This is a genomic window from Haloplanus litoreus, from assembly GCF_045690335.1.
Classification (GTDB): Archaea; Halobacteriota; Halobacteria; order Halobacteriales; family Haloferacaceae; genus Haloplanus; species Haloplanus litoreus.
On sequence record NZ_CP147876.1, the window covers coordinates 129,549 to 156,081 of the forward strand.

General features: G+C 56.3%; 24 protein-coding genes and 4 pseudogenes. 20 read left to right on the forward strand and 8 right to left on the reverse strand.

Annotation, left to right across the window (positions count from 1 at the left end; translation table 11 throughout):
* Positions 1 to 138: 138 nt before the first annotated feature.
* The 6 genes from V8686_RS18305 (at position 139) to V8686_RS18330 (ending at position 3,161) form a co-directional block, all read left to right on the forward strand.
* A complete protein-coding gene (locus tag V8686_RS18305) occupies positions 139 to 579 on the forward strand; it encodes a hypothetical protein (protein ID WP_340696125.1) in 441 nt (146 codons plus the stop codon).
* Between the two features lie 182 nt (positions 580 to 761).
* Positions 762 to 1,307, forward strand: a complete 546-nt coding sequence (locus V8686_RS18310; protein ID WP_340696126.1) for a hypothetical protein — start codon at positions 762 to 764, stop codon at positions 1,305 to 1,307.
* A 74-nt stretch (positions 1,308 to 1,381) separates the two neighbouring features.
* Positions 1,382 to 1,672, forward strand: coding sequence for a hypothetical protein (locus V8686_RS18315; protein ID WP_340696127.1), 291 nt, complete (start codon positions 1,382 to 1,384; stop codon positions 1,670 to 1,672).
* Positions 1,672 to 2,007 carry a DUF7558 family protein gene (locus tag V8686_RS18320; RefSeq protein ID WP_340696128.1) on the forward strand — a complete coding sequence of 112 codons (336 nt, stop codon included), beginning with the start codon at positions 1,672 to 1,674 and terminating at the stop codon, positions 2,005 to 2,007. The genes V8686_RS18315 and V8686_RS18320 overlap by 1 nt, the downstream gene beginning before the upstream one ends.
* A 48-nt stretch (positions 2,008 to 2,055) precedes the next feature.
* Positions 2,056 to 2,655, forward strand: coding sequence for a DUF7437 domain-containing protein (locus V8686_RS18325; protein WP_340696129.1), 600 nt, complete (start codon positions 2,056 to 2,058; stop codon positions 2,653 to 2,655).
* On the forward strand, positions 2,652 to 3,161 hold the full coding sequence (locus V8686_RS18330; RefSeq protein ID WP_340696130.1) for a hypothetical protein: 510 nt from the start codon (positions 2,652 to 2,654) through the stop codon (positions 3,159 to 3,161). Before V8686_RS18325 ends, V8686_RS18330 begins: the two co-directional genes overlap by 4 nt.
* A 2-nt stretch (positions 3,162 to 3,163) precedes the next feature.
* Here V8686_RS18330 and V8686_RS18335 read toward each other — a convergent pair whose 3' ends face one another.
* Positions 3,164 to 3,424 carry a MarR family transcriptional regulator gene (locus V8686_RS18335; RefSeq protein WP_340696131.1) on the reverse strand — a complete coding sequence of 87 codons (261 nt, stop codon included), beginning with the start codon at positions 3,422 to 3,424 and terminating at the stop codon, positions 3,164 to 3,166.
* A 121-nt stretch (positions 3,425 to 3,545) separates the two neighbouring features.
* Here V8686_RS18335 and V8686_RS18340 point away from each other — a divergent pair, with 121 nt between their 5' ends.
* The 3 genes from V8686_RS18340 (at position 3,546) to V8686_RS18350 (ending at position 6,824) form a co-directional block, all read left to right on the forward strand.
* Entirely contained in the window at positions 3,546 to 3,806 is a 261-nt protein-coding gene (locus V8686_RS18340; protein ID WP_340696132.1) for a HalOD1 output domain-containing protein, read from the forward strand.
* A gap of 584 nt (positions 3,807 to 4,390) precedes the next feature.
* On the forward strand, positions 4,391 to 5,257 hold the full coding sequence (locus V8686_RS18345; RefSeq protein ID WP_340696133.1) for a DNA-binding protein: 867 nt from the start codon (positions 4,391 to 4,393) through the stop codon (positions 5,255 to 5,257).
* A 208-nt stretch (positions 5,258 to 5,465) separates the two neighbouring features.
* On the forward strand, positions 5,466 to 6,824 hold the full coding sequence (locus V8686_RS18350) for an AlbA family DNA-binding domain-containing protein (protein ID WP_340696134.1): 1,359 nt from the start codon (positions 5,466 to 5,468) through the stop codon (positions 6,822 to 6,824).
* A gap of 443 nt (positions 6,825 to 7,267) precedes the next feature.
* On the opposite strand, the gene V8686_RS18355 is transcribed toward V8686_RS18350, so the two are convergent.
* Positions 7,268 to 7,768 carry a hypothetical protein gene (locus V8686_RS18355; protein ID WP_379706991.1) on the reverse strand — a complete coding sequence of 167 codons (501 nt, stop codon included), beginning with the start codon at positions 7,766 to 7,768 and terminating at the stop codon, positions 7,268 to 7,270.
* Between the two features lie 259 nt (positions 7,769 to 8,027).
* On the opposite strand from V8686_RS18355, the gene V8686_RS18360 reads away from it, so the two are divergent.
* The 11 genes and pseudogenes from V8686_RS18360 (at position 8,028) to V8686_RS18405 (ending at position 18,102) form a co-directional block, all read left to right on the forward strand.
* Positions 8,028 to 8,831 (forward strand): hypothetical protein, encoded by an 804-nt coding sequence (locus tag V8686_RS18360; protein WP_340696136.1) that lies wholly within the window; start codon positions 8,028 to 8,030, stop codon positions 8,829 to 8,831.
* The gene (locus V8686_RS18365) at positions 8,824 to 9,351 is read left to right on the forward strand and encodes a hypothetical protein (protein ID WP_340696137.1); all 528 of its coding nucleotides are present in this window, start codon (positions 8,824 to 8,826) and stop codon (positions 9,349 to 9,351) included. The genes V8686_RS18360 and V8686_RS18365 overlap by 8 nt, the downstream gene beginning before the upstream one ends.
* 1 nt (position 9,352) lies before the next feature.
* On the forward strand, positions 9,353 to 10,270 hold the full coding sequence (locus tag V8686_RS18370) for a hypothetical protein (protein WP_340696138.1): 918 nt from the start codon (positions 9,353 to 9,355) through the stop codon (positions 10,268 to 10,270).
* On the forward strand, positions 10,263 to 12,296 hold the full coding sequence (locus tag V8686_RS18375) for an AAA family ATPase (RefSeq protein WP_340696139.1): 2,034 nt from the start codon (positions 10,263 to 10,265) through the stop codon (positions 12,294 to 12,296). Before V8686_RS18370 ends, V8686_RS18375 begins: the two co-directional genes overlap by 8 nt.
* Positions 12,297 to 12,497: 201 nt before the next feature.
* Positions 12,498 to 13,422: pseudogene (locus V8686_RS18380) on the forward strand (transcription initiation factor IIB).
* A gap of 94 nt (positions 13,423 to 13,516) precedes the next feature.
* Positions 13,517 to 14,411: pseudogene (locus tag V8686_RS18385) on the forward strand (biosurfactant protein 1).
* 112 nt (positions 14,412 to 14,523) lie between these two features.
* Positions 14,524 to 14,712: a hypothetical protein gene (locus V8686_RS18390; protein ID WP_340696140.1), complete on the forward strand. Its 189-nt coding sequence runs from the start codon at positions 14,524 to 14,526 to the stop codon at positions 14,710 to 14,712.
* A gap of 179 nt (positions 14,713 to 14,891) precedes the next feature.
* Positions 14,892 to 16,122, forward strand: a pseudogene (locus V8686_RS18395) (RNA-guided endonuclease InsQ/TnpB family protein).
* Between the two features lie 371 nt (positions 16,123 to 16,493).
* Positions 16,494 to 17,120, forward strand: a complete 627-nt coding sequence (locus V8686_RS18400) for a hypothetical protein (RefSeq protein ID WP_340696141.1) — start codon at positions 16,494 to 16,496, stop codon at positions 17,118 to 17,120.
* A 415-nt stretch (positions 17,121 to 17,535) separates the two neighbouring features.
* Positions 17,536 to 17,610: pseudogene (locus tag V8686_RS18495) on the forward strand (DUF6735 family protein); the annotation flags it as partial.
* 75 nt (positions 17,611 to 17,685) lie between these two features.
* Positions 17,686 to 18,102: a hypothetical protein gene (locus tag V8686_RS18405; RefSeq protein WP_340696143.1), complete on the forward strand. Its 417-nt coding sequence runs from the start codon at positions 17,686 to 17,688 to the stop codon at positions 18,100 to 18,102.
* Between the two features lie 99 nt (positions 18,103 to 18,201).
* On the opposite strand, the gene V8686_RS18410 is transcribed toward V8686_RS18405, so the two are convergent.
* The 6 genes from V8686_RS18410 to V8686_RS18435 all read right to left on the reverse strand — a co-directional run bounded on the left by V8686_RS18410 (position 18,202) and on the right by V8686_RS18435 (position 26,423).
* A complete protein-coding gene (locus V8686_RS18410; protein ID WP_340696144.1) occupies positions 18,202 to 20,547 on the reverse strand; it encodes a PAS domain S-box protein in 2,346 nt (781 codons plus the stop codon).
* 1 nt (position 20,548) lies between these two features.
* The gene (locus V8686_RS18415) at positions 20,549 to 21,616 is read right to left on the reverse strand and encodes an ATP-binding protein (RefSeq protein ID WP_340696145.1); all 1,068 of its coding nucleotides are present in this window, start codon (positions 21,614 to 21,616) and stop codon (positions 20,549 to 20,551) included.
* Between the two features lie 31 nt (positions 21,617 to 21,647).
* The gene (locus V8686_RS18420) at positions 21,648 to 23,141 is read right to left on the reverse strand and encodes an ATPase domain-containing protein (protein ID WP_340696146.1); all 1,494 of its coding nucleotides are present in this window, start codon (positions 23,139 to 23,141) and stop codon (positions 21,648 to 21,650) included.
* On the reverse strand, positions 23,141 to 23,569 hold the full coding sequence (locus V8686_RS18425) for a HalOD1 output domain-containing protein (protein WP_379707040.1): 429 nt from the start codon (positions 23,567 to 23,569) through the stop codon (positions 23,141 to 23,143). Before V8686_RS18425 ends, V8686_RS18420 begins: the two co-directional genes overlap by 1 nt.
* The gene (locus tag V8686_RS18430) at positions 23,499 to 24,110 is read right to left on the reverse strand and encodes a response regulator transcription factor (RefSeq protein WP_340696148.1); all 612 of its coding nucleotides are present in this window, start codon (positions 24,108 to 24,110) and stop codon (positions 23,499 to 23,501) included. Before V8686_RS18430 ends, V8686_RS18425 begins: the two co-directional genes overlap by 71 nt.
* Before the next feature lie 111 nt (positions 24,111 to 24,221).
* On the reverse strand, positions 24,222 to 26,423 hold the full coding sequence (locus V8686_RS18435; protein ID WP_340696149.1) for a GAF domain-containing protein: 2,202 nt from the start codon (positions 26,421 to 26,423) through the stop codon (positions 24,222 to 24,224).
* Positions 26,424 to 26,533: the final 110 nt, after the last annotated feature.

A 26,533-nucleotide genomic window follows, 5' to 3' on the forward strand; every position in this document is an offset into this window, starting at 1 on the left:
TCAGGCCGAGGGGCCGTCACAGGGGTAGCGGAACTACGGAAGTATCAGAATTAACGCATAGGTTGACGGGGGGCGTTTCGGTGGTGTCTGTCGTCCCCGCGAGGGGTGGCGGGGCGCATCACGTGCCCCCGATAGACGATGGCTTCGGAACAACGCAGGAAGACACGAGCAGCGGATCACGCAGGAACTACCCCCGACGATGAGGCGCCGTGGGCGGACCTCGAGATGGCGGTTCCGACCGACCGGGATCACGCGTCGGTCGTCGCCCTTTTGGAGTGTGCCCTCGTCGAACTCACGCACGAGACCGTGGGCGCCGTCTTCATCTCCCGGCAGGTCGGGCGGTCGACGCGGACGCAGTACGTCGCCGCCGACGACGTCGGCGAGCAGTTCCAGAAACGGCACTTCGACGACCGGCTGGGCTGGCACGAGACCACCGTCCCTCGACGAACCGTTCGCGACGAGCTCATCACTCAGCTCACGCAGTCGTCCTCGACGTCGGCGGAGCGATTAGGTGAAGGAGCAACCAGCGAGCCAGACACCTTCGTCGTGAAGCCAGTTCGAGAGCTCCAGACACCGTAGCGGCTAGACTTAACCAACATTCCGAACCGATACCGACACAGTGTTGGTTAACTCTGGGGCTGGATCCACTCCCTCGCCCCCACCCACCGCCCTGTCCCTCGAGTGAGTGTATCCTGGCGGCCGGCCCGCACGAACGGCCGTCGCGACGGGTTTTATCGGCGCACTGTTCGTCGAGTGCGAGTATGGTCGTCGTCGAGGAGGTCACCAAACTGAGCGAGCGCCGCACCCAAACCTCGTCCGAGGCGTTTCCGGACGATGGGCTGGCGTCGATTCGGTCGGCCGTCGAGGCCGTCCCAGCAAGCGTCTTCGACGGGGCGACGAAACACACGGAGGTCGGCGGCTTCGATGCCGCGATCGCCGACAAGCTCTCGCAGTACGAGTACGAAGGGGACGCCGCCGGCGGCTACAACCCGAACTGCAAGCTCTGGTCGCATCAGGGGTTTAACTACAGCGTCGATCTCTACGACGCCGACGCGCGCATCGCCATCGAGGTCGAGAAGAGCGAGCGGAAGAACGTCAGCGACGACCTCCTCAAGTTCCAGAAGGGGTACCGCACCCAGAAGGACGGCCGGCCAAAGATCGAGTTCGGCTCTCTGGTGGTGCCAGTAAACTACCTGGGCCGGCATAACCTCTACCAGCACAGTCTGACCAAGCTCGACTTCATGAAGGGCGTCCTGTTCATCGACGACGTCGCCGTCATCGGCTATCGCGATCCCCGACCGGACTAGACGCTGTCTCTCCTGACTGTTTGTCGGCGCCGGAAGGCGTGCAGCGCGCGACAGTGTGCGCTGCGTGACGCACCATGCCTGGTCCCGATCCGCACGACGACACGAGTGCCGACTACGAACGGTTCGAGAAGGAACAGCTCGCCCAGGACCGCGACGCCGCCGGCGTCGACACGGCGGACGTCGACGACACGACGGCCCAACGCCTGGTCAGCGACCTCGTCGACGCGGACGACGTCACTCTGGTTCCCGAGGACCAAGTTCTGGTTCACAAGCCGAGCGGTACGGCGTTCGACTCGACAACGCAGTTGGCCGTCTTCCACCGTGGCTGGACGGCCGGCCGTGACGCCGACGGGGAGGGCGAGTGATGCAGCAGACCCTCGTCGGCTGCGCTTTTTGCGACGCGCCGCCCGGTACGGAGACTGGCGAGGCCCACACCTGGGGGCAAGACGAGCGGGTCACCCACCCGATCTGCGTGGACTGCGCGATTCAGACGGAGCCGGATCCCGACGAGTGCGATCACGTCGTCTGTGACGGCTGTGGACTGGTCGTCGACACACTTGCGGCACTCACCCGGTTCCGGGTCGAACTGGGGCACCTGGAAGGCCCGTTGCAGCTGTGCGCCCGCTGTAGTCCGGGCGGACTCGCGACGTACTGGACGCGCGACCTCGAGGAGCATCTGGTCGCGACGCCGGCGGAGTGACCCAAACACTCTTTACTGTTTCGCTGTAAACTGTAATCAAGAACACCCGTGTCACGTACCTCAAACCGCGCCGACGGCGACATCGTCCAGGACTTCCTCTCGGTCGCCGATCTCCTCGAGGAGCCACAGCTGGCTCAGCTGTACGCGTACCTCGCCCGGGAGGGGGAGGCGACCGTCCAGGACGTGATGGACGACCTCGAGCTCGCACAGGGAACCGCCTACAGCTACGTCAACCGGCTCGTCGACGCCGGCGTCGTCGACGTCACCGACGACGAGCAGCCGCGCCGGTACGCCGCCCGTGAGATCGACCTGACCGTGACGACGGCCGCCAGTGACCGCGAGTACACGATCACGCCGGCGCTCATCGACGCCGTCGGCCGCCGCGAGACGGACGCCGACATCGACACCTACATCGACCGCCACGGCGTCGCCGGCCTCGCGACGGCGCTCACCTACGCGATTGCTCGGGAGCGTGGGGATGTGACCCACCGGCTGATGGCGGAGGACCTCGACATCTCGCCGCTGGCTGCAGAGATGGTCCTCCAGGCGCTCCGGCCCGTCGTCCACGAGCACTACGACATCGAGGAAGCTGGGGCAGGACTCGACGAGTTGGATATCGACGACGGCGACGCGGCTGACGACGCGTGAGCCGGCTCCACATCGCCGACACCGGCCTATTCGTCGCGATGGGACAACCCTCGAACAGTCGGTACCAAGCTGTTCGCCGATTCGCTCGCCGGAACGACGTCACCTTCGTCCTGCCCGAACGGGTGTACGAGGAGCTGACCGTCGACGACCCCGACGTCGAGGCGCCACCTATCGACGCTGCGATCGACGAGGGCTGGGCGACGATTGCGGCGCCGCTCGAGTTCTCCGAGCCGGTCGTCTCGCGGGTGATGGATGGCTTCCAGCGGTACATCGCGAACGCCGACGACCGACCCGCCGACGAGGTCGAACGCGCCGACGCTGCCCTCGCTGCGCTAGCCGCCCAGCATCTCAGCGCGGGGAAGGCGACCGAGGAGTACATCTACACGACCGACATCGCGGCCGGCGAGGGGGCCGAAACCGTACTCGCGAGTGAGGGGTACGGGGACTCGGTGACGTACGTGAACGGGTTCCGGTTCATCGAGGACCTGGTCGCCGGCGACAGCTGACGCTATTCGGGGTCGAGGTCACGAGCGTCGAGGTCGCCGGCGAGATACTGCTCCCCCGTTCGCGTGATATCGTAGACCCCGTTCCCGAGGTGGACGAGGAGGCCGTATTCGACCAGCGTCTTGCAGCGGGCATTGATGTGTTGACGGGAGAAGCGAACCCGGTCACTTTCCGCCATTTCTTTTGGGGTATCGGGGCCGGCTTCAGCAAGATGCTCTAGAATGCGGCCATCGGCACGAGACATCCAGTCGGCGTCAAAGCGCATAATCGCTTCTGGTTGCGCCGACACTATCCCGAACGCGCTAAGTCAAATAGAGGAGCGCATCGCTTCTGTGGTTGACTCCTAACGTTTTAAACGTCTGTCACCCAAAGCCCCGATTGTTCAGATGCATTCCCCTCCAGCGGACAGTTCGGGCGGACCGAATGACCTCGTCGTCGAGATCATCGAGACACTGGAGATATGCGGGCTCGAAGACGACGGTTATCAACTCCACGATTACGTGGACATCGATGCGCTCGAACAGTTGCTTGCCTCATCCGATGGGGACATCGCCGTCCAGTTTACTGTCGAAGGGATTCCACTCGAGGTCTCACCGGACGGTGTCGACGTCATTGTCGAGGATGAGTCCGGGTGCGTCAACGAATAACGACGTTCGTTGCGGAGACGGGGAGTGTTCTCGAAAGCCCTCAGCCGCTCGACGTCCCGCGACCACCGCTGCGCGCCTCGTGCCTGCGGTGCTTGCGGGGTCGGGGGACGGCCGAGGCGGCCTCGCCCTTTCTGAGTCCGCCAGGACTGTAGCTGACGCACCGAGCGAAGTAGATGATTAGATAGGTGTGTACGTAGCGGCCCGCCCCGCTCGCCGCTGCCGCCCTCCGCGTCGCTCGCGACCGACCATTCCGGGCGTGCGGGCGCTCTCCGCACCGCCCGCGCCCGTTCCGGGCTAAAGTGCATGTGCCCTCGGCGCCAGCGGGTAAGCGCGAGGGGTTGCGCGGCGTAGCTGCTCACCCCCCACGCTTACTCCGCTGGCCGCTCGCTCTGGGCGGGTCGGCGCGCGGTGCTGGTTGGGGCCACCTCATGCAGGCGCGCTCTCGCTCGCGCCCGGTAGGGCGCTCGCGAAGGCGCGAGCGAGAGCGCGCAGATGGTTCTGTCGGTCGTTGTCGTCGGAAAACCGCGATGTTGGAGCATCGCGGAGTCGGCGCGTGAGCGCCTTCGGAATCTGGTGTGATTCCAATGTCTAGTAACAACGCTAGCGGAAAGGTCGTTTCGGTCGATGAACAGGCATTCGAGAAAGCGGGCGGTCAGGCGGTCGATGAAGACGGCTTCCCGGTCGTCGACGAGACGCCGGAGTTCGAGGCGGCGGTCGAGCAGGAGACGCAGGCGAAGGTGGATGCGAACCACCCGGACGGGATCGCGGACACGAGCGAGGACCGGATTCACGGTGTCACCCTCGAACAGGAGGAGCGCATTCGGGCGCGGGAAGCCGAACTGGAGCGCATCAGTGCCCAGGCCGAGCTGGGAACGCAGGACGGTCGGGAGCAGCGCACGCGGGAGGTCGTCAGCGAGCAGTGTGGTCGTGACGAGCCGGCGCCGGCGGAGCGCACGGATCCCCGAGAGAAGCTGACGCAAGAGGAACTCGCGGCGGTCAACGAGCAGGCGATGCGGATCAGCGACGAAGTGCAGGGCGGTTGGTCGAGGGCGGTCGTCGCAAAGCAGCTGGCCGAGAAGGTGGAGCGCGGGCGGGACGTCACGAAGGCGGTGCTGGAGACCCTCGAAGAACTGAAAGCGGCGCCGGGGGCGATCGTGCCCATCGCGGACGTGCCGGACGTCCCGGTCGGTGAGGTGACAGTCGAAGGTGAAATAATCGAACTCTGGTCTCCCAGTAGTAGCGCGATTCAACAAGTCGGGCTGATAGCGGATGATAGCGGGAAAATCAAGTTCACCTGCTGGGAGAAATCCGGGCAGACGGTGGTGCGTGAAGGTCAGACAGTGCGGTTCCGGGCAGCAGCCAAGAACTGGTACGAAGGCCGGTGCTCAATCGCGCTGACCGGGTGGTCTCGGATCGAGTTCCCGGAGCGCGGTCGGTGGTGGGAAGAATAGCCAGTCGAGGCAACCCTCTTTTTGCTGTGTGCCGGACCGACCCAGACCCCGCCACCCCACCCTCCGCTCCGTGCTCGCTTCGCTGCGCGCGCAGCCACAACCGTAGTTGAATGCTGTACCTGACGGCTCCGTCGGTTTCTCCTGTGAGCAGCATCAGCGTTTATTTTGCAGGATATCCCGACAGCCGCTGAGATATTCGAGATAGTAGATGGACAGAGATAGATACAAATCTGGTAACTTCCTGTACTTTAGCACATTCATGAATAAGGAGGAAGCGTTGGAGTTGATCGATAGGCTTGGAGGCGACGAGCAAGCCTGGGTCGACCTCAAATCCGATTACTACATCAAAGGAAACCTCTATCTTGAAGCAGAGTTTGTCAAAGATGTACAATCTCTTGCCAATGTTTTAGATGCCAGAGAAGACCGCTATCTTCTAATCGGGTGTGATGAGGATGGTGGCGTAGTTGGCGTATCTGAAGGAGCTGAAGATGAAGATGCTGATACACGACATCTCCTTAGTTTCGAAGCCGATGACCTTCAAGACATAATTGATTCCAGACTCAGTCCTGGTCCACAGCTTTCGCTACACTCCTTTGTGGAAGATGGATCCAAGTTTGCCGTGTTGGTCGTAAATCGTGTGAAGAAGCCGCCTTGCGTTACGACGAGTAAGCTGGAGGATGATGAAGGTAGTGTTGAGCTCCGAGAGAATGAAATTTGGGTTCGGAAGTCGTCTGGGAAAAAGGAGGTCGACCGGGACGAATTTGAGTCTATTGTCGAATATAGAATAGAGCAAGAGCGAGCGTCTCTGATGAGAGGGATTCGTCGGGTAGTTGAGCTTGACCCTGAGTCAATTGCCACAATCGGAGACCTAGAGCCGAACGAGAAGGCAGAAGCTGATATTACGTTCTCCATTGACGAAGAGGGGGATTACACAGTTTCCAGCGAAGTCACACGAGACTCATTTACTAAACTCTCTCACGATCTGGAGGCAGACATCCACCGTAGGGATAGTAATCCGGAACACTACACTTCTCTCTATGACCTGATGCGGTATTATGCTGGGTATGATAAGCTCGGTCTTGACGACGATGCTGTCCGCCTTCTGGCTGAGAGCGCGTTAAAGAATTGGATTCCCGGTATTCTCTGGTTAGATCAGGCTGAACCAGACCAGGCAACGGAGGTTCTACAGACTGTACCTGATGAGCACAGCATTAGAACAACTGTTTGTAAGCTGCTGGTTTTGACGGGTGACAGGGATACTTTCGACCGTTATCTTTCGGAAAGCAGTAGTATAAGTAATCCGCGATTTGATGCAGACAATTATCGGGAGCAGTTTGGTCAGTCGGTCGATTCCCAATTAGATGTTATGGGAAAGAATTTGGACCGGGTGGAATACGAGGACTTCGATTTGGAGTTAGACTACGAGTCTTTTGATGATGACGAGCTACGGACTCTGATTTCGGAGGTCGCGTCCGTGTGGCTGGAGTGTGATGATGACGACACCTGCAAAGACCTGAAGTACGCTTTAGTGAATCTGGAGCTGGCATTGGGAACCCGAATTTTCTAACGATTGTAATGCCACTCAAAACAGTACGACAATTACTAATATTCAAATAGAAAACAGATAATCCGTTCGACTATACGCCCACCCCCAATTATACAAATAGTTCAATTTGTCCGGGGTAGGGTCGGCACTCGAAGGAAATATTACGTCCAGTCGTTTAGGAGAAAGTATCGGAAGTCACGAAATGGTCAGCAGGGTCGCGTGGCAGGGCTGAGGTTCGACTCCTCAGAGGCGTATGCCACAAACGGCAGTTCCCGAGGACCCGACCCGGTAACCAAGATTCTGACCATGACAGGAACAAACGCCCTCGCGTCGATTATCGCAGGTACAGTTCTGACGACTTCCGCACCCACGGTGGCGGTTAGCATCGTGGCGCTGTTCGCATTCAGCGTCATCATGATGCGGACGCCTTCTCTCGGGGCAACTGCTTGAGTCACATCTCCACTCTATGTGCCGCCGAGTCCTCGCTTCCGTGCGATCCAGAAGATAAGTGCTTCCGGCGGATACTGGATTCGGATACGGATCTTGCGGAGGAGTCCGACTTCGGATTCTTCTTTGACTTCCTCCAGAACAGACCTGTATTGTGAGATTCCGATTTTAGAGATAGCGAATAGCTCAGCTAGGGTTTCGTCGATCCAGCAAACCAAAGTGAAGGGGATGATGGCTCCCAGAGAGACTCCGAGTGCGACTGCTGTGTAGACAGGAATCATCACAATGGACGGTGCAGATTCGACTGCTTCCAGCAGGATGCTCGGTGATGCTATCATACCTGCGATGAGGAGTAGTCCCGAGCTCAGGTAGATCGCCCAAAACAGGGTTCTTCCCATTGAACCCACTTGGTCGTGTCCGACCTCGTGGAGGAAGACGTAGTCAACGACATCTTTTGAGAAATCGTCTTTTGCTTGTTCGTTCATCAACAGGGTTCCAAGGGGAGTGTAGTCCCCCATTCGCTTGCTGTCGTTGCGGAACCAGTATACTGTCCGTGTGATTCCTCCCGCGGTGTATTCGCTTGTGTTAGTTACTCCGCCACGAATTTTCGCGTAGTAGTGAGTCAACTCAGACTGAATTTGACCGAACACGGCTACAGAGAACCCTCTTTCCAGCATATACAAGAGCCTGATATTTAAGCAAACTGACGGAGGAATCAGTCATAGCTATTCTTTCCAACGGGTTAATGGCAGGCGCGTACATCATCTACTGCTGAAAATGCCTGATAACCGGTTTTCTCTTTATCTGGACTGCTTCACGTTTGGCGGTCCGCCTCGACGTATCTTCTACGCTGTTATCTTGGAAGGTGTATTCCTTCTCGGTCTTTTCAGCTTCACCTCGGAAGGATTACTGGATACCAGTGTAGTGCCACAGTTTACAAAGGTGCTCACTGTTGCCGCCGTTGTAACCGGTCTCGGCGCGTATCTCATATCACGGAGTGCTGCCAAGGACTCGTTCTCCCCCATTCTACACACGGATTTTGTCCCTGGTCTTATCGCAGCAGGTTACCTACTTCTTGGTGGATCGGCGACTGGAATCGGGTTTTTGCTCCATACCTGGGTTTACCAGACGCCGCTAGCCCCGACCAACCAGGAGATCTGGGTGGGTCTTTGCATCGGTGTTATCTTCGGATTTTTGATTCTGTTCTACTTCGACCGTTACGAAATCGACGCCCCAGATGACTACTACCAGTTTGAGGAGGCCTCTGAGGGGGTAATCAAGGCGAAGGAGTTCCTAGAGAAAACCGAGCTACCGCCGATCGATTTGACCGGGAGGTACAAAGCACTGGAAGAATCGATGCAGGAGACTGCGGATGTGCTTAGGAAGGCGAAGACTCAGGACGGAGCAAGGCTAGCTCAGGATGTTGAGGCTTGTTTGGATGATCTCCATGGTCGACCAGAGCCATCGAAGCATCTGATCGCCGGAGATTCGCAATCCCCAAACCAGCAAGAATTAAAAGATCGGAGACAGGAGCTTAAGTCAGTAATTAAGCGGATAAAGAAGATAGCCAATCATGGATGAACCTGTAGATGTCGAGTCTGTCTGGCCTCATACGGAGATGGTTCTGTTTCTGATAGACTCAGATACCTGCTTTGGTGAACCGGTGGGCGATATCATGGAAGAGGTCGTAGACTGTGAGCACGTAAACGGCGAAGGCCGACACATCGATAATGACCTCTCGGCCGACACTCATCGGTTGCCCAAAGCCAGTATCGAGAGAGACAAGGAGATCATCCCTAACAGCTTGATTCTGGTTCACTGTGACCTAGTTATTGGAACTAAGATGGAGGACTATCTCAATGGTACAACAATTCCTAAATCCTCCCGCATAGTAGCCATTATTGACGATTCAGAGCACTCGAACCCGGGACAAAAACTCGATATGATTCAGCGTCCTATTGAAAGAGCTTCATCGAAGGAAGAAATCATGGATGAGGCCAGGGACTACTTCAGGACGATTTGCCCGGAGTGCAGCGGCCTATCTGCTCGTTCCTGGGTTTTCAAATGGTGCGAAGGTGCCTACCACAGGGTGGAGAATTAGCATGGCTCGCCACGAAAAAGCCTTGCTCAGAGTGTCGCAGTGGTTGGATCTTTCGCGTACGGAGCGGCAGGAGTTCGTTGATACCGCTCAGAGGATTTCATCTCGGCAGGAAGCCGCGTTCAGCCAGTACGATGAGGAGTATTTAGAGCACCTGAAGCAGGATGTCTTCACCCACGAGGAGGTACTCAGCTACCTGGAGGAGGCTGGCATCGGAGAAGACGTCGTCCAGGACTTCAGTTCCGGAGAGATTCCTTTCGACGAGGTCTACCAGAGCTGGAATGAGATCCGGTACTCGGTTAACGAGATTCTGGATCTAACGATGCTGCTTAAACTGGTTCACTCCTGCTCGGAAACCCTTTCTCAAGGGATTGACAGCCGGTACAAGTTCCAGAAACTGGTCTACCTGGTGAACCAAGAGCTCGCAGACCAGAACCGAATGGACCGAGACACTACGCCATACGATCACGGCAAGTTGGAGAAAACCGGATTCCGCTACACATACCGGATGCGGAGCTCCGGGCCTTTCGCCAAGACATTGGAAGAGGATAAACGCCGGCTCTACGCCTCTAACCTGATTGATGAGGAAGTAATGGCGAAGGTGGAGACACCGGAGATAAACGAGGAGAACTGCCGGTACCGGATCACACTGGGACGGTCGGGTGAAGTGGTGATGGACCGTTTCGCTTCCCAGCTTGAATTATTGGAGACAGAGGTCTTGTCGGACTGGGAGGATACAATTGACCACGTCGTCCTCCAATTCGGTCACATGACGGTGGAAGAACTCCACGAATACATCATGGACTTGGACCCGGTCAAGGAAGCAGAGGAGCGGGACCTGCTGCTAAGAGGGAGACGAGTGACGTATGATTCTGAACCTTGGATCACGATTTCTGCTGGAGGAGAGATAGGCCATGTCTGAACCCATAATTAAGGAAGAAGTCCAACAGTCGATACGAGAAGATGAGGGAATCGACGACGAGTACGTAGACGAGTTCATCGACATATTGGACGCTAAATACCGGGACCTCGAGTTTGACGATGAGCTGGTCTCCTTGACCCGGATGGATATTGAAGGGTTCAAAGTCATCGATGAGTTAGACGTTTCCATTTCTGACCGGGCCACCATCATTCACGGACGAAACTCGAAAGGGAAGAGCAGCTTCATTGAGGCCACCCGGTTCAACCTTTTCGGCAGAGACAATGACGATCCATTGATCACGAGACCGATTAACCGGAACTACAAGAAGCTGAAAACCGACGGGTACTGGCGGAAGGGCCGCCGCAACTACCTAGTCCACCGGGAGATGGAGCGGAATCAGAGCTATGAAGGCCACAATAAGCCCAACGTCATCGAAAATCCGGGGGACAGTGAACACAGCGAGGCGGAGCAACGCACCCAATCAGAAGTCGACGACCTAATCGGCATCACACCGCTGTATGAGCAGGGTTTCGACCGGTTCAACATATTCTCCTTGTTCAGCATTATCTCCGGTGACCTTCGCAGCTTCTATGGTTGGGACGAGGCCGCGGATCTGATCGATCTGTTGTTCGGTATCAAGCTCACCAAGGTGGATAGGGCGATACGCAGTGAACTTGAGGAGTGCAAGTTGGAGGACGAGGAACAGGAAGCGAAGACTCGGTTGCTGGAGTACAAGCAGCGGGCTAAACGGATCAATGACGAAATCCAGGAACTGCGGCAGGAGCAGGAACAGGTAGAGGACCAGCTTTCTGAGAAGGTAGAAAGACGGGAGGAACTTGACCGGCTTCTTGATAAGAGCGAGGCGGATTCGGCTCTCTCCGAGAAAATCGATTTGAAGGATGAGATATCGGATATTCAGTCTCGTCTCCAAGAGAAGGAGGACGAGTTCCGAAGTGTGAAACAGGAGATATCTAAGTTAAAGGATGAGACCGCAACCGACGAGATTGCCCCTGCTTTACAGGAAATTCAGCAGCTGATCTCGCTGCCGAACCGGTGTCCGGTCTGCACCCGCGATGTTGACCCGGAGCAACAGCAACGTTTCAACGACCACGGTGACTGCCCGCTCTGCGGAAAGGATGTTCCAGACGACCGTTACGAAACGGTGTCCGAGGTTGACGAGGAAGGTGAGGTAATTGAGCGGGAGAAGAGGCAGGAAGAACTGGAGGAATTGGAGAGCCGGCAGAGGACACTGGAGGGAGAGATTGAGTTCTTGGAAGAGGAACTGGAGGAGAAGAGGGACCAACTTGAAACCGTAAAAACGCGGGAAGAGCAATCCGGCTTTGCAGAGTACAAGCGTGAAAAGGAGAAGATAGAGCATGAAATCGAAGATCTGCGGGACAAGAATACTTCCCTCGAACTCAGTATCGACGCGAAGAAAGGCTCGTTACATGGTGTTGCCCGGCAGGTGTGGGAGTGGAGCCAGATTGACGAGGAAAGACAGAGGAAGGAGCAGCGGATGGATGCGTTGGAGTCCTACCAAAGCATTATATCCGAGGAGCGGAAGGAAGCCCGTCGACGGTTGAAGAACAGGCTGGAAGAGCGGATGGAATCTCTCTTGGAAATCTTCACACGCGGCACCTTTGCCAATGCCACCGGTGTCCGCTTCGACAGAGGTAATTCGTACAGCTACACGATTCACCGTACAGACAATACGCAGAAATCACCAGGACTGTTGGGACAAACTGATGCAGAGCTCCTTCTGCATATGCTGCTTTTCCACACTACGGTTTTGGCAGAGTTGGAGGAGGAGCGTGAGACAGTTCCGCTCAAACTGCTGCTGATTGACTCGCCCTACGGGAATGGTCCGGACGATGAGAACGCAGCGGACGTTACAGACTTCTTGTTGGAACTTCCTGAAATCCTGGAAAGCTACCAGCTAATCGTGGCGATGGCGGATTCAAACCTAACCGGCCGGGATAAGCTGGCGGAATCCTACGCCTTGGAGCCGGTTGAGAAACATATCTGAAAATTTGATTCCCGTATAGGCCCGGAAAGGGGAAGCAGCCTCGGCGCACATACCCTTCATTACGTTTAGGGGGACTAGGACGTCGTAATTCAATCCCGTCAAATCTCTCAATAGGTTCGGCAATCCCGCGTAGAGTTTATTTCCCCCTCAATGGGTGAGGGGCTCGCTGTACTGGCGAGTTCCCGAAACACGGTGAGAACGATGGCAACTAGAGACATCTACGAGAGCGGATTCGACGAAGACGTCCGAACGGAATCGAGTGCGAACCAATGTCCCGAGTGCGACGGACGGGTCACCACGAACGCGGTCGAAACGGTCTGCGAGGACTGTGGCCTGGTCATCGACGAACAGCGAATCGATCACGGGCCAGAGTGGCGAGCGCGACGACGAGGAGCGCGAGCGAACGGGTGCCCCACTCACTGCGGCCCGTCACGATCGCGGCCTGTCGACGGAGATCGGTCGCGGCACCGACGCGAAGGGGAACGAGATCGCCGGGCAGAAGCGACGGCGACTCGCGCGAATGCGCCGCGAGCAGACCCGTGGTCGCTGGCGGTCGAAAGCAGAACGGAATCTCGCCCACGGCTTGGGCGAAGTGCGCCGGCTGGCCAGCGCGCTCGACCTCTCCGATTCGGTCCGCGACCAGGCGTGCCAGCTCTTCCGGAGCGCCCAGAACGAGGATCTGCTTCGAGGCAGGTCCATCGAGGCCATCGCCGCGGCCAGCGTCTACGGGGCCTGCCGGTGCAACGGCCTCTCGCGGTTAGTGGACGACGTCAGCGAGATGGCCCGCGTGGCGGAGTCACGAGTCACGAACGCGTACAAAACGCTGAACGAAGAGCTGGGCCTCCCCGCTGAGCCCGTCTCCCCCAGCATGTTCGTGCCGCGCCTCGCCTCGGACCTCGAGTGTCCGGACGAAATCCGACAGCGGGCCCGAGCCCTCGCGGAACAGGCCGAGGAGCGCGGCGTCACGACGGGCGTCCATCCGGCCGGGTTCGCCGCGGCCTGCCTCTACAAGGCCGGTCGCGAAGAGGGCCGATGGTTGACGCAATCCGAGGCCGCGGACGTAGCGAACGCCTCGAAGGCGACTGTTCGGGCACACCGGGATACGTTGGAGGAACGGGTCGCCTGAGGCAGTCCACTGTCTCTCCGTCTGTACTGCACATCGGTCTATCCACGCTACGATTTAAACACGAAGACGAGCCATGTTCTCTGTAGACTGCTCTATGAACGGTCGTTACTCCGACTTTGAGGAATTGCGGCCGACTGGCGAGGCGTCCCACATTCCGGACACGAGGCTGGACGACGGCTGTGAGGGTGCCCCCCGGCGGCAACGCGTCGCGACGAGCTCTGGTGGCTACCCTGATGCGCCGACGGCCGCCGATGGCGAGTGCAAGTCGTGTGGGGTGTCAGTCCCAGACGGCCAGACGAAATGCCGGTTCTGTCTCTCTAACCATCTCGGAGGTGACGCCACTAGCACGAACGAGGCAGCGTCGACGACGTGCCTCGGCATCGTCCACCTGATTGTCGAGTCGACCACGTTCTACGGCGCCGTGGCAAGGGCGGCGCCGCGGCGAACCTCCTCTCTGCCAACGAGGCGGAGCCGGCCGTCGACGACTACACGCTCATCTACGATCTCGATGAGGCGCCGGCGCGCCAGCTGGCCGAGCAATGGCCCTCACTTCCCGACGCGGTACAGGTGTCGTCAGAGGAGGAGAGCGGCTTCTCAGTGCCGCCCGTGACCGGACTGGGTGGCACGGGAAGGGAGCGTCGGAACGTCCGGAGCAGGCCCCGACGCGCCTCTACGACCAGCGTGGGGACGGCATCCGCGGCGCGTCGCGTCTCGACGCGGTCCTCGACGACGCCGTCGACGCGGTGTGGCTGGTTACAGCGATGGCGCTGACCGAGTCTACTGGCGAAGCTTGGGCTGATCGGCAAGAGTCGTCGGTACCGACGACGCAGGAACTCGACTGTCAAACCTGTGAACGGGCGACCGACCATCGGTTCAAGACCCACGAGTCGGTCCCGGATGAGGCGTGGACGGGACAACCGATCTGGGAGTGTCGGGTGTGTGGCTCGGCTCGCTACGGACCCAGCAAAGCGGGTCAGGACTCGCCTTAACCAACATCGCGACATAGAGATACACCAATGTTGGTTAACGAGCAGACCCAGTCCGACAGCTACCCGCAGCCGGAGAGGTTTCTCTGCGCCGTGAATCGGCGAGGCGCTTCACATGGACCCACGCAACACGCCCGGATATCGACTGTATCGCTCACTCACCAATCTCAAGCGCATCGAGACGGCCGGACTCGACGACGCCGATCAGGAGCGGATCGAGGCAGCGAGGACACTCCTCCAGAACGTGAGTCTACTCACCCAACCACAACACAGCGAGGACGCCGATATACAGGTCGAGTCCTGAGCGGCGTCGCAATGAGCAATTTGGGTGGATCGGGTCGGAGAGTGTTTATCGCCCCCATGAGGGGTGCGGGGCGAACCAGTCGTGGACGGCCTCCGTGGGGCAAACCAGATGCGGGCGAGTTCGATAGCGCGCTGGTGAGGCCTCCAAGACGACCAGTCAGTATCAGAGGGTGATGAGTCGTGACTGAACTCACAAAAACGCTGGAACTGAAACTGGTAGATCCGAACGCTCACAAACGGGAGAAACTCCGTGAGACACGGGCGGCCTACCAGCAGGCGCTCCAAGAGGCCTTCGACGCCAACTGTTCCACCTTGGGGGAAGCGAACGACATCGTGGGTGACTATCAACTGAGCAGTTACGCGAAGAACGCTCTGAAGCGGTATGTCCCGCAGCTAACGACGACGTATGGGGCAAATAAACTCAGTGACGATCACCCTGTCCGCTTCACGAACGAGGGGGTGAAGATCGACCACAAGCCCGAAAACACGATCGAGTGGTACGTCAAAATCCCACACCATGAGGACTACCACCTCTGGGTACCAGCACAGCCGAACCCTGAGCAACGGGACTGGCTTGAAGCAGTGATCACTGGCGACGCAGACGTGGGGGAAGGTCGTTTGCTCAAGCGGGAGGGAACGTGGTATTTCCATCTCATCGCGACCCGTGACATCCCGCTCAACTCCGAGGTTCCCGCCGAAGAACGTACCCCCATTGGCGTCGATATCGGGGAAGCAAGTCTCGTCACGGTGTGTCACCGCGACGAGCATGGGTCCCCGACAAACCCTGAACTCTGGACGGATGAGGGGAAGACTGTTCGTCGACTCCGCAAGCGCTACTTCACCACGATGCGGCGACTCCAGCGTCGCGAGAGCGAACGGATTACAGACACCTTTGGCGACGAGTTGTGGGCGCAAATAGACGATATCCTCCACACGGTCACCAGGGAAGTGGTAGAGTACGCTGAGTCAGTCGAGTCGCCGGTTCTCGTGCTCGAGGATCTCAGGTACATCCAGGAGTCGATGGACTATGGGGACTACATGAATCGCCGGCTTCACGGCTGGGGATTCGCCAAGCTCCACGCACAGATTACGTATAAAGCGGTTGAGAGAGGGATTCCCGTTGTCACAGTCGATCCGCGGAATACCTCTCAAGAGTGCCATGCGTGCGGTGAGAGGGGACCTCAACAGGCGACGTTCAAATGCTCCAACGACGCCTGTTGGATCGGAGAGTACCAGGCAGACATCAATGCCGCACTCAACATCGCAGATCGCTACCTCAGCGGAGAGAGTCGTTAGAGAACACGAGAACGACGATGACTCGGCTGAGGATGGGGCCTCGTTGACCAGGCCACAAGACAGCCAAGCCGATGCTGAAACCCAGCAGGCGACGCTTGGAACGTATGCGTCTTGAAACCGTCAAGCTGAGCGGTTGCTCAGCTTGAAATCCTGTGGCGGGATTTCTACATCTAACTGATGTGGGCGGAGGTCAAGGGACATCGCGCACTCTTTCCACTAGACATACCAACGTCCTCCCTCGTGGATTACGACGTTTTATGAGAGAGTATAGACGGTCAATCCCGCTCGATACATACGGCTATGGATATCACGGATACCGTCGTGAAAGAGGGTACGAACCCATCGTCACGTTGTTTTCGGCAACGTTGAACAGTATAACCACAGAGGGCTCAGGCGGTTGCCGAAACGGTCTGAACGAGGGAAATTCCTCCGGGACTTTTGTCCGACGGGAATGTTTTAGGAGCAGGTCGCAAGTTACAGCGCATAATGGACAAAATACCGTTGGAAGAGGTACTGGAGAAAGACCTCGCCACAGCGGTTGATTTTGAAATTACTCTGGCTGCCCTTCTCTCTGCAATTCTCCTGATTTCACCCGGGGTTAGTGATGTCCTTCAATTTCCGACAATAGCGGTAGCACTCCTTTTGTTGGTTCTGACGCTACTGCGTCAAATGGCCATCATCAGTCAGCTTTCGCGTACCGAGCTGATTCTGGATAAGACATCTCCACCACTGGTAATCGCCACCACCTACGCCGTTCTCTACACGACCCTCTGGATTGGAAGTGTTGCTTCGAATACCCTTCCTATACAGCCACTGACAATTGCACTTCTCATATCGACTCTTACACCCCCGATTTTGATTGCTTTGTACGAGTTCTTCTACCGCGATTTTATGCTGACTGTCTCAATAATTATGTATAACCGATACGTGGATTTGGATGATTCAAAATTCAAGAACAGAGTAGCGAGGAGGCTAGGTTCGTGGCTTGGTAGATCCGAACTTTCTGTCGACGAACAACCGCCAGAAATAGACCGGATTCGAGACGTCGGTGAATCTTCACTGGATGATGTGAACCTGGGAACGCGAGTCGGTACTCGGCAGGAGTTGCCATAGCCCTTGTCTTGTTCATAGGATTACTTCTGCTACCGGCTGCCGTCGTGGTTTACTATGTGTCTGCGCCTGTTCTTCACTTGATTAAACTCGTGATACTGGCGTTGGGGCTTGCGGTGAGCACAAACTTCGTTATCGTTCTAGTCCGCTTCCTGTTCGCGCGATTCGGACGGGACGACTTCGATATGAGCAACTGGCGGTACTTCCGGTACTCACTCATAATATACATTCTATTCGTCCCACGATTACTCTCAGAACAAGGGCACTCAGTGAATACAGACCTCGTGACCGGGTTAGCCATTCTATTTGTGTTTGGTCCGATTGCCCTCAGAATGTGGCAGTATAAGCGCCAAGAAGGATGACGAGGCGAAGGACATCAGTCACCGTCGGTTCGGACACAATAGAGCATCCGAAGTCGGTCGGAGACCGGCAGGAGCTGCTCATTCCGACCGGAGAATCACCCTTCGAGAAGGCGAGCCTCAACCACTCATAGTTGGATCTGCTTCGTGGCAACTGCTGTTTTTCAGGGGGCCGGAATGGGTGAGCCCCGCCATAGGCTCGAGATCCGATGTCCTCAGATGACAACCCGTTCCACGACTGCGAGCTGGATCCCGAGGCGATTCTCGGAACACACACCTTCGAAGACGTCCTGTTCACCGACGAGACGGAAACCCCGGTGAACGTGCTCACCGGCGAGACGCCGGCACATTCGCAAGCAACCGTCGAGGAAGCGAAAGAGTTCGCTGCGAGTATCGACACGGAGACGCCCCAGATCGCGCTCCCCGCATCCGTCGAGTCGCAGGTCGAAACACAGAGCAAGCCCTACACGGCGGCCGCGTTCTTCCACTTCAAGGCGACAGGCTCGCTCGAACGCCACCGTGCTTACCACGCCGCCTACGAGTCGGACGCGTTCGCCGTCGACTTCGAGGCAGATTACGCGTCGGGCGACCTGACCATTACTGTCGAACGAGCGGACGTATCCTGAAAAATGGGGGTAGAGAGTGGTTTTACTGGACTGTCGGGGAAAAACCTGGCCGAGCATCGATGAATCCAAACTATTCTTTTCACATCACCAATCCGCAGATCAATCTCTAAGTGGGACAGTAACCGTTACGAGACTTCCATGCGGGTTGGCATCTTGAATATCAATAGAACCCCCAAGTTCTGACACGACCCAGTTGACAAGCCATAGCCCCAAGCCATTTCCATGAAGCAGTGGGGACTCCTCACCTTCCCGTAGCACCTCCCGTTCATTGCTCGGAATCCCGGGGCCATTGTCCCGAACGACAACTTTCCCATACGGCGCATTCCGATTGCCCTCTGTTTCCATTGTTACGGATACCGACGGTTCCTCCGCATCATTATGCTTGAACGCATTCACCACAAGTTCCTGAATCGCCGTCTTTAGCTCCATATTAGCAGTGAAGGACGTTTCAGGAATTGAGGTAGTTAGCTTGTCTTCAGGGACCGCAGCATCAGCCAGCGCCTCCTGAACGACTTCGTCTAGAGAATGCACTTCCTGATCAGCAGATTCCTCAGTAAATGTACTTTCAATACGGCGTGCCTGCTGGCTTATTTGAAGAAGATCGTCGACTGCTTGAGAGATCTCGGTGAGTGCAGATTCCTGTTGGCTCGTTCCGGATTCGGCCAGCAGGTCTGCATACCCCTCGATAACGTTCAGTTCGTTTCGTAAGTTATGACGAAGGACACGATATAACACTTGGAGTTGCTGCCGCCGGCGTCGTTGTTGCGTTATATCGGTGTTGACAGCAACAAAATAGTCGATATCGTCCGATCCCATCGTGATCGGTGCGATGGTCTGGTCGATATACTGGCGTCGACCATCTTTGCGCCGATTGATGAGTTCGTTCTCCCATGTCTCCCCAGATAACACCGTCTGCCAGAGATCGCGATAGAACTCCTTATCGTGCGCTCCAGATTTCAGAATCCGTGGATTCTTCCCGATCACCTCCTCCCGGTTGTACCCCGTCATCTCGGTGAAGGCAGAATTAACGAACTCAATCGTCCCGTCCGGCTCAGTGATATAGATCGCGTGTCCGGCGTGTTCAACTGCCTGTTGGAATATCTGTGCTTCTTCGCGGGCCCGTATGTCAGCAATTGCGCGCCCGATTGTATTTCCGAGATGAGAAAGAATGTCCCGTTCTTCGCCGACAAACGCGTTCTCGCGTTCGGTGTATAGGTTCAAAATCCCGTAGATTTCGTCATCGTAGTGAATTGGGACAGCAGCAGTCGCTCGGACTCCAAACTCTGCTAACGAATCACGCCAGGGCTCCATATCGGATGCTGTCGATACGTCTTGGACAGTACAGACGGACAGTGTTTCGAGTGCCTGGCCAGTAGGACCCTGGCTGGTCTCCGTTCCGTCGGTCGTCACGCTAACGTGGTTGAGGTACTCCGCCGCCTTCTCTCCCGTTGCCCGGGGCTCAACGCGAGCGTGTTCTTCCGCACTCTCACCTATCCAAGCGAACTGATACGCGTCCGACGCGGACAGGTTTTGACAGACGGCAGTTTCGAGCTCGTCTCTACTCGAGGCCTGAACAACTGCTCTCGTCGTCTCGTGGAGTGTCCGGTTGATACGATTTAGTTGTGCAAGCTGGTCCCGCTGACTCTCCAGTTGCCGAGACTGCTCCCGGCGCTCTGTTATGTCCCGGATACAGAACACAACTCTCGAGCTATCTTCTACATCCAACATACTCGCTGAGATCTCCGCCTCGATTTTAGACCCATCTTTAGTCGTACAAACAATATCCTCAGTTCGGCCACGCCCCTCAGTTAGCACACGCTCTATGAACTGCTCATAGGCGTCGCCGTTTGTTGGATGCAGGTCCGTTGAAGCGGAAAGTGCCCGAAGTTCTGACTCAGAGTATCCAAGCACCTCCCGGGCACGAGGGTTGCAGTCAAGGACCTGATCCTGTTCAGCATCAATAACGAGCATCGCATCGTTGACTGATTCGAAAACGGCCCTGTACTGTTTCTCAGTTCTTTCCAATTCGCTAGAAAGGTTCTTCGAGAGCCGTCGTCGCTCCAGTAAATTCTTGAGACGGTGTTTGAGCGGTGACGGGTCGATTGGAACTGAAACCGTCTCGTCGATAATCTCCCATACTCCGCCTTCGAACGAAGAATCATCCGTACTGTGAACGAGAACGATAGGATGGAAGGGCGGTTCTTCTCTACCTTTTCGGGACTGAAGCCAGTCGCGATGACGGGCGAGTGCCGGTTCATCAACGAGAAGGATATCCGCTTGGGAAGATCCTCCCGACGGTGAAACACCACAGGGTGTGAACTCAGACAGCTCCCGAAACCACTTGGTTAACTGGCGACGGTTCTCGTCGTGTTCAAACAGGAGCCCAACCACAGCGGACTTCCCAGTCGGAGTTGAATCCTCCTCAGCTTGCTCATCGTTGTCCATCTTACGAACCCCCATCGGTCCCGGCGGACTCAGAATCAGGCTGTTCAAATAATACATCAGTGACCTCAAAACGCGCACCGCCAGTATCGCTCTCTGTTACGGAAACGGTCCAGTCGTGTGCATCTGTGACCTGTTCAACGATGGAGAGCCCGAGCCCGGTGCCGTCTGACTGTGTACTAAACCCGGATTCGAAGATGCGTTCCCGTTTTGCTTCCGGGATTCCATTCCCGTCGTCGGCAACGTAGAACCCATCCGCAAGTACTCCGATAGTGACTGTTACTGGTCTCTCGTTGTGATCCTTTGCGTTTCGAAAGAGGTTCGTGAACAGCTCCATCAACGCACTTCGGTTCGCCCGAATGGAACACTGTCCATCGATTTCAACGACTAATTTTGATTCGCCCGAATCGAATTCATCCCACGTTTCTCGGGCGAGTGTATCTACTGAAACCAATTCAAAATCAGACGCCGAATAGTCCTGGCGGACGAGCGTCAGTACATCGCCGAGGAGGTCCTCAATACGTTCAAGTGCCCGTGCAGTCCGCTCGAAGTATTCGTCATCGCCGTCCTCACGAGCGAGTTCAAGATTTCCCTGAGCGACACTCAACGGGTTGCGAAGATCGTGTGAGAGGATACTGGCGACCTGTTCTAACTGTCGACGTTCCCCATAATCGACCGACAACCGGTACAACCGAAGAAGCGATTCGATTCGTGGTCGGAGCTCGGCCATCGAAATCGGCGTCGTGATGACATCGTCAACGACCTCCCAGACCGACGGGTCAATACGCTTGACATCACTTGAAGTGACGAGTAAACACGGGCGGATTATCGGTTCTGATGCTGTGCGTACAGCCTGGAGTTCTTCGTAACACTGTTCGAGTCCTGGTTCGTCGACGATATAAAGTGCAAACTCAGACTCTGACAGTATCGAATCAGCGGTTGTAACGTGGTAGTCTGACTGTAGCTCCCTCGCGAGCATCTGTCGATTGTTCTCGTGGCCAAAACAGAGGAAGACCTCTTCGTCTACATCGAACTGATTAACCTCGACAGGAGTGCCGGATTGCTTCGGCATCAGATTCCCCACCCCAGAATCACGTCGAGCATTAGCCCTCTGTCGAGGCATCATCGGTCCATTCCGGTGTCCCTGAGAGAATCCCACGAAGTCCCGTCAACGGGTCACCCACTTCGAGGCCGTTCTCCGTGATCTCGAGTTCGCGAAGCGAGCGTTCGAAGTCGCTTGTCCGCTTCTTGAGAACGCCGGCAACCTTGCGGAGCTCTCCACCGTATTCGATATGACGGAGGAACAAAATATTGTCCGCGAGATAGCTCACGCCTGAATCGGTCGCACTGAACTCCTCCATTAACGTGCTTGACTCGTCAACGAGGATTACAGTCACCCCCATATTCGTGAGATACCGACACAGTGCGTGGAGTTTTCGTGTGAGGTCCTGTTGGTCGCCCTGGATCGAGATCTGATACCCCCTAATCCCATCGATCATAACAATATCTCCCCCGTCATCCTCTATCTCTCGCCGGACTGCCTGTGCGAACTGCTGCGGCGACATGTCTAGGGGCTCTAGTTCTTCAAGCGCTAGTGTCCCCCGTTCCTCCATCTCTCGAACGGGGATATCGATCGCCTCGCACCGAGTTCGAAGCGTTGCCGCACTCTCTTCGAAGAGATACATAAGCGACCGCTCACCGCGCTCAGCGGCTTCCTTCATGAAATGCGTCCCAAGCGTCGTCTTCCCCGCACCGGTGGGTCCGCTAATGATGGTGACAGTCCCTCGTTCGATACCTCCATTTAGCATTTCGTCCAGTGCAGGTACACCCGAGGAAATCGCTTCTGATTCGAACTGCTTGTCGTGCTTGCCGGGATGAAGTTCTGGGTAGACTGCAATACCCGCGTCAGTGATTTCCATCGCGTGATGTCCGTCCTGAATCGAGGAGCCACGGAATTTCGGCACGTCGATGGTGTGGCCCATCGCCGAGTCTCCGAGTTCAATCGTGCCGTCACTCATAAATTGTAAGTCGTCGTCCGGCTTTGCGTCGGTGGCTTGTGTCGTGAACAGGACTGTTGCCCCATTCTCGCTGAGCATCCGCATGAACGAGAGCGCCTGTTTCCGAAACTGGTACTCATCGCCAGTGAGGTATCGGAGCTGAGTGATCGGATCGACGAACACGCGGTCGGGTTCCAGTTCGGTTACTTTGTCCGAAATAGATTCAACGAACGGATCCCGTTCCACCTGACTCGATTCAAAGATGTCGTACCCCTGGTCGTCTGTAAAGAAGTCAGATTTGGGACTCAAATCCAGGAAGTCGATGTCCGTAAGGTCAAAGCCGAGCTGAGCCCCGTTCTGTTCGATATCTTCAATTTCCTCTTCGAGGTTGATGTACAGCGACGTCTCGCCGTTCGCAGCACCTGTAGTGAGGTAGTGCAACCCAAGAATGGTTTTCCCCGTTCCTGGCCGCCCGCGAACCAGGTAACTCCGCTCTGGAATAAGTCCGCCACGGAGTATTTCATCAAGTCCGGAAATTCCAGTGGAAATACGACTGACTGTTCCCTGCTCCTTCGTGGTTGTATCAGTAGTGTCGTTCATTATGTTTCTGAGGCCTCTTGTTTGGAGGAGATCACGATCTCACCGTCAGCGTGAACCGTCACAAGAAATTCACAGTATGGAAAGATGATTCGGCCGGCCCGCCGGTCCCGCTCGTTGTTTCCGATTGGCTCAAAGAGTTTGTCCAGGGCGTCCGTATCGACTCTGTCAAAGAGCGGAGGGCGACCTGTGGAGTCAACATCGGATATCGCCTCAATGATAACGGCAAGCGTCGCACTGAGCGACTGGTCCGATTCCCACTCGTACGCTGCGAAATATGTCTCGGTCGAACGATGGTACCGGACGCGAGCGGTCTCTGTTTCTATAATCTCATCCGCTTCACGATTGGGCGTCTGATTATTATTCACCATATGAATCACCCCCAGTATCGTCTCCGAGTCGGCGTGCGATTTCGAGGAAATCCCTGTCATCGAATTTCCCGTTCACCTCCGCCGCAGTCTGTTCAAGTTCCTCAATCCGAGTTTCAAGCCAAGCAAACTCCTCACTCGACGAACGTTCTGATTCGCTGAGCTCCGACTCTAAATGAACTCGTTTCCTCGTGAGCGCGTACAGGTCCCGAACAGCCCCCTCGTAGTTCCGCTGGTTATCGAGTCGGCGGACTCTTTTGAGAAGTTCGTCCTTCTGGATTGGTTTGACGAGGTAGTCGTCCAGTGGCATCTCCACGATGTCGATATCTGGATTGACTGCAGTAACCATCGCCTGACGACACTTTGGATAGTTCCGGGAAATCCAATCAAGGACCGCATCACCGGACTCATCCGGGAGTCGGCGGTCGATGAGTGCAATATCTACGTCTTGATCAAACTTATCACGTGCTTCAGCTGCGGTATACGCGGTTCGAACGCTGTATTCGTCTGAGAGCCAGACTGTGTATAAATCGGCAAGCCCTTCTTCGTCCTCAAGAACCAGTACGGTTGTCTGGCTGTCGCCAGATTCTGGTGAAGTGGACATAAAGGGATGTATGCCAGTCGTGGATTTCCAGTGTCAAAAGCTAAGGGCTGACATATCCGAAGTGTTCCCTAGAGGTGACTAATATATCCACACCCGCCGATTGTGGAATGGTTACTTCCAGCTCCGTACCGAATCCGAAGGGTAACTGCTTCCGAGGATTGCATCCAGTAGTTTTCGTTCAGCAGTCCGGAGATGTACGTTGAAGGACGACGAGGAGATATCCATCTGCTCCGCGAGTTCTTGCCCGCTAAGACCCTTCGGCGACTCGAAATAGCCGCCGTGATACGCGAGTTCAAGTGCCTCACGCTGCCGATCCGTCAGATTCTGAAGAGCTTGGTCGCCAACTTCGGTCTGCCGACGCGGATAGTCAGTCAGGTCATCGGTTCCAAGCAGGGTCGAATCAGGATACTCAGTCGAAACGATATCCACAACCCGGTGAACGGGAATGGTCGGCGGCGTCACAAGTCGGACGCGGACACTGTCCTCACTAGTCCCCATAATACTCTCAAGACGAATTCCGTACCTCGCCAGCACACTGGCGATGAACATCTCAGTAATGGTGATTTGAAAGAGAATACCATCATCGGACTCACTAACTTCCGTGATTGAGGAGATAACGGTCGCTTGCTCAGCTGCCTCGATAAACTGCTGTGCTGAACAATCATAGACACGCACGAAGACCGTTGCTTCGTCACCTTCCTGCTCGCGGAGCCCCTCGAAAAAGAGTGTGCACTGGCTGTTTCGGGCGATACGGAGCAGTGGACACGCTGCGGATTCAACGCTGAACTGGACCGCAGTCCCTTGACGGAATAGAATCGCACTCGTCCGTTCGGCCTCCTTAACGGCATACCCCATAATTTCGCCCCAATCGGAGAGGACGTCCCGAATTCGATCCGTGATAGCATCACGGTCCTCAGCGTATAGAGTGAGAACGCCGTAGAGGACATCTTGGAACATAATCGGGACAGCGATAACCGAAGAAAAGTTCCGGCTGATCGCCTCGCGCCGCCATGGTTCCTGTTGGACATCAGTTGCAGTATTACTGACAATTGTCGGGTTGGTTGTCTGGGCAGTTTGAACAGCTGGGTCGGAAGCCATATTGTCGAGCGTTAGAGGACATAAATCGAGGTAGCCTTGGTCTCGACCGGCCCACGTGCGTGGGATGAGTTCGTCGCGTTCAGGAGAGAGTTCACCGACCCATCCAAAAACGAACGGATCAGTATTACTGAGAAGCTCACAGACCTCCTGTTCAAGCTCATCCCGCGTCTCGGATTGCGTTGCAATTTGGGTGAGCTTCAATTCTCGTGTTGAGATCTTCAACACGCTCAGCGTTTTCGTCTTTGTTTTCAGGTCTTGTTCACGACGTCGGAGTTCCTGCTCGCGGTTGACGCGGGTGAACACTGATTCGGCGTTCCGCGCCAAGAGTTCGAGGAGTCGTTGGTCTTCTTGATCGAAGGTGGCAGCAGTTGTCGAACCGCAGATAATAACACCGAACTCACCAATCGGGGCGATAAGCTGACTGCGGATCGGGGTATCTGGATTATACACTTCCTCCCGAGAGCGGACATCATCGACACGGATAGCTTCGTTCGAAAGGAACACTTCACCGGCGAGGCTATCTGTGAGAGGAAGTGATGGAGGTTTTCCGAGAACATCCACGACATCGTCGGAGTACGAAACTGGTGACAGTTTTTCGCCGTCTGTATCGACGAGATTGACTGAGACGAGTTGCAGGTCGAGAGTGTCAACTACCGTGTCAACGATTGTCTGGGCGATTTCTGAGTCGGTTGTTGCCCGCACGAGTTCACCGGCATTTTCGTGAAGTTCTTCTAGCGTGTTCTCGTACCAAACATGGTCGGAAATATCTCGAAACAAGGCGTGAACGAGCGTACCTTCGCCCTGATCGATCACAGAGGCCGCGATCTCGACGGGGATACGAGTACCATCGTTGACAACATAGATCTGGCCGCCGTTAGGGAGATATCGTCGAGTTCCTCCTTCATTTGCGTGCTGTCGGATGCCAGCTTTGTACTGCTCTTCCTCTTCGCTCGGATGGATTGTGAGCATAGAGTCGCCGATGAGCTCTTCTCGAGACATCCCGGTCAGTTCCTCAGCACTCTCGTTTACCTCGTGAATTATGCCGGTCTCGTCGCCGACAAATATCGGCACCGGGGCGTTCTGAATCAGGGATTTATACCGATCCCGTGCCCCCTCTATCTTTCGCTCACGAGTGACGCGTTCTGTCACATCCTGCGAGACGCTCATCCCGGCGATGACGTTCCCCGAATTGTCCGTAACGGGGAGAACCTGCACCTCAAAAACCGATCCTCGAGAGGGCGTAGTAGCGTTCGTTTCGCCCTCAAGCGCCCGTCGGAAGAGAGGAAGAGCTCCTCTGCGTTCTCTTCAGGAAAGACATCTGGTAA

Bases quoted from the DNA above. Each gene is read 5' to 3' on its own strand.
- V8686_RS18310 (WP_340696126.1), top strand. From the start codon at position 762: ATGGTCGTCGTCGAGGAGGTCACCAAACTGAGCGAGCGCCGCACCCAA.
- V8686_RS18405 (WP_340696143.1), top strand. From the start codon at position 17,686: ATGTCCTCAGATGACAACCCGTTCCACGACTGCGAGCTGGATCCCGAG.
- V8686_RS18375 (WP_340696139.1), top strand. From the start codon at position 10,263: ATGTCTGAACCCATAATTAAGGAAGAAGTCCAACAGTCGATACGAGAA.
- V8686_RS18400 (WP_340696141.1), top strand. From the start codon at position 16,494: ATGGACAAAATACCGTTGGAAGAGGTACTGGAGAAAGACCTCGCCACA.
- V8686_RS18345 (WP_340696133.1), top strand. From the start codon at position 4,391: ATGTCTAGTAACAACGCTAGCGGAAAGGTCGTTTCGGTCGATGAACAG.
- V8686_RS18420 (WP_340696146.1), bottom strand. From the start codon at position 23,141: ATGAACGACACTACTGATACAACCACGAAGGAGCAGGGAACAGTCAGT.
- V8686_RS18315 (WP_340696127.1), top strand. From the start codon at position 1,382: ATGCCTGGTCCCGATCCGCACGACGACACGAGTGCCGACTACGAACGG.
- V8686_RS18360 (WP_340696136.1), top strand. From the start codon at position 8,028: ATGCCTGATAACCGGTTTTCTCTTTATCTGGACTGCTTCACGTTTGGC.
- V8686_RS18365 (WP_340696137.1), top strand. From the start codon at position 8,824: ATGGATGAACCTGTAGATGTCGAGTCTGTCTGGCCTCATACGGAGATG.
- V8686_RS18430 (WP_340696148.1), bottom strand. From the start codon at position 24,110: ATGTCCACTTCACCAGAATCTGGCGACAGCCAGACAACCGTACTGGTT.
- V8686_RS18350 (WP_340696134.1), top strand. From the start codon at position 5,466: ATGGACAGAGATAGATACAAATCTGGTAACTTCCTGTACTTTAGCACA.
- V8686_RS18425 (WP_379707040.1), bottom strand. From the start codon at position 23,569: ATGACAGGGATTTCCTCGAAATCGCACGCCGACTCGGAGACGATACTG.
- V8686_RS18370 (WP_340696138.1), top strand. From the start codon at position 9,353: ATGGCTCGCCACGAAAAAGCCTTGCTCAGAGTGTCGCAGTGGTTGGAT.
- V8686_RS18415 (WP_340696145.1), bottom strand. From the start codon at position 21,616: ATGCCGAAGCAATCCGGCACTCCTGTCGAGGTTAATCAGTTCGATGTA.
- V8686_RS18335 (WP_340696131.1), bottom strand. From the start codon at position 3,424: ATGCGCTTTGACGCCGACTGGATGTCTCGTGCCGATGGCCGCATTCTA.
- V8686_RS18410 (WP_340696144.1), bottom strand. From the start codon at position 20,547: ATGGACAACGATGAGCAAGCTGAGGAGGATTCAACTCCGACTGGGAAG.
- V8686_RS18320 (WP_340696128.1), top strand. From the start codon at position 1,672: ATGCAGCAGACCCTCGTCGGCTGCGCTTTTTGCGACGCGCCGCCCGGT.
- V8686_RS18355 (WP_379706991.1), bottom strand. From the start codon at position 7,768: ATGGGGGACTACACTCCCCTTGGAACCCTGTTGATGAACGAACAAGCA.
- V8686_RS18390 (WP_340696140.1), top strand. From the start codon at position 14,524: ATGGACCCACGCAACACGCCCGGATATCGACTGTATCGCTCACTCACC.
- V8686_RS18340 (WP_340696132.1), top strand. From the start codon at position 3,546: ATGCATTCCCCTCCAGCGGACAGTTCGGGCGGACCGAATGACCTCGTC.
- V8686_RS18305 (WP_340696125.1), top strand. From the start codon at position 139: ATGGCTTCGGAACAACGCAGGAAGACACGAGCAGCGGATCACGCAGGA.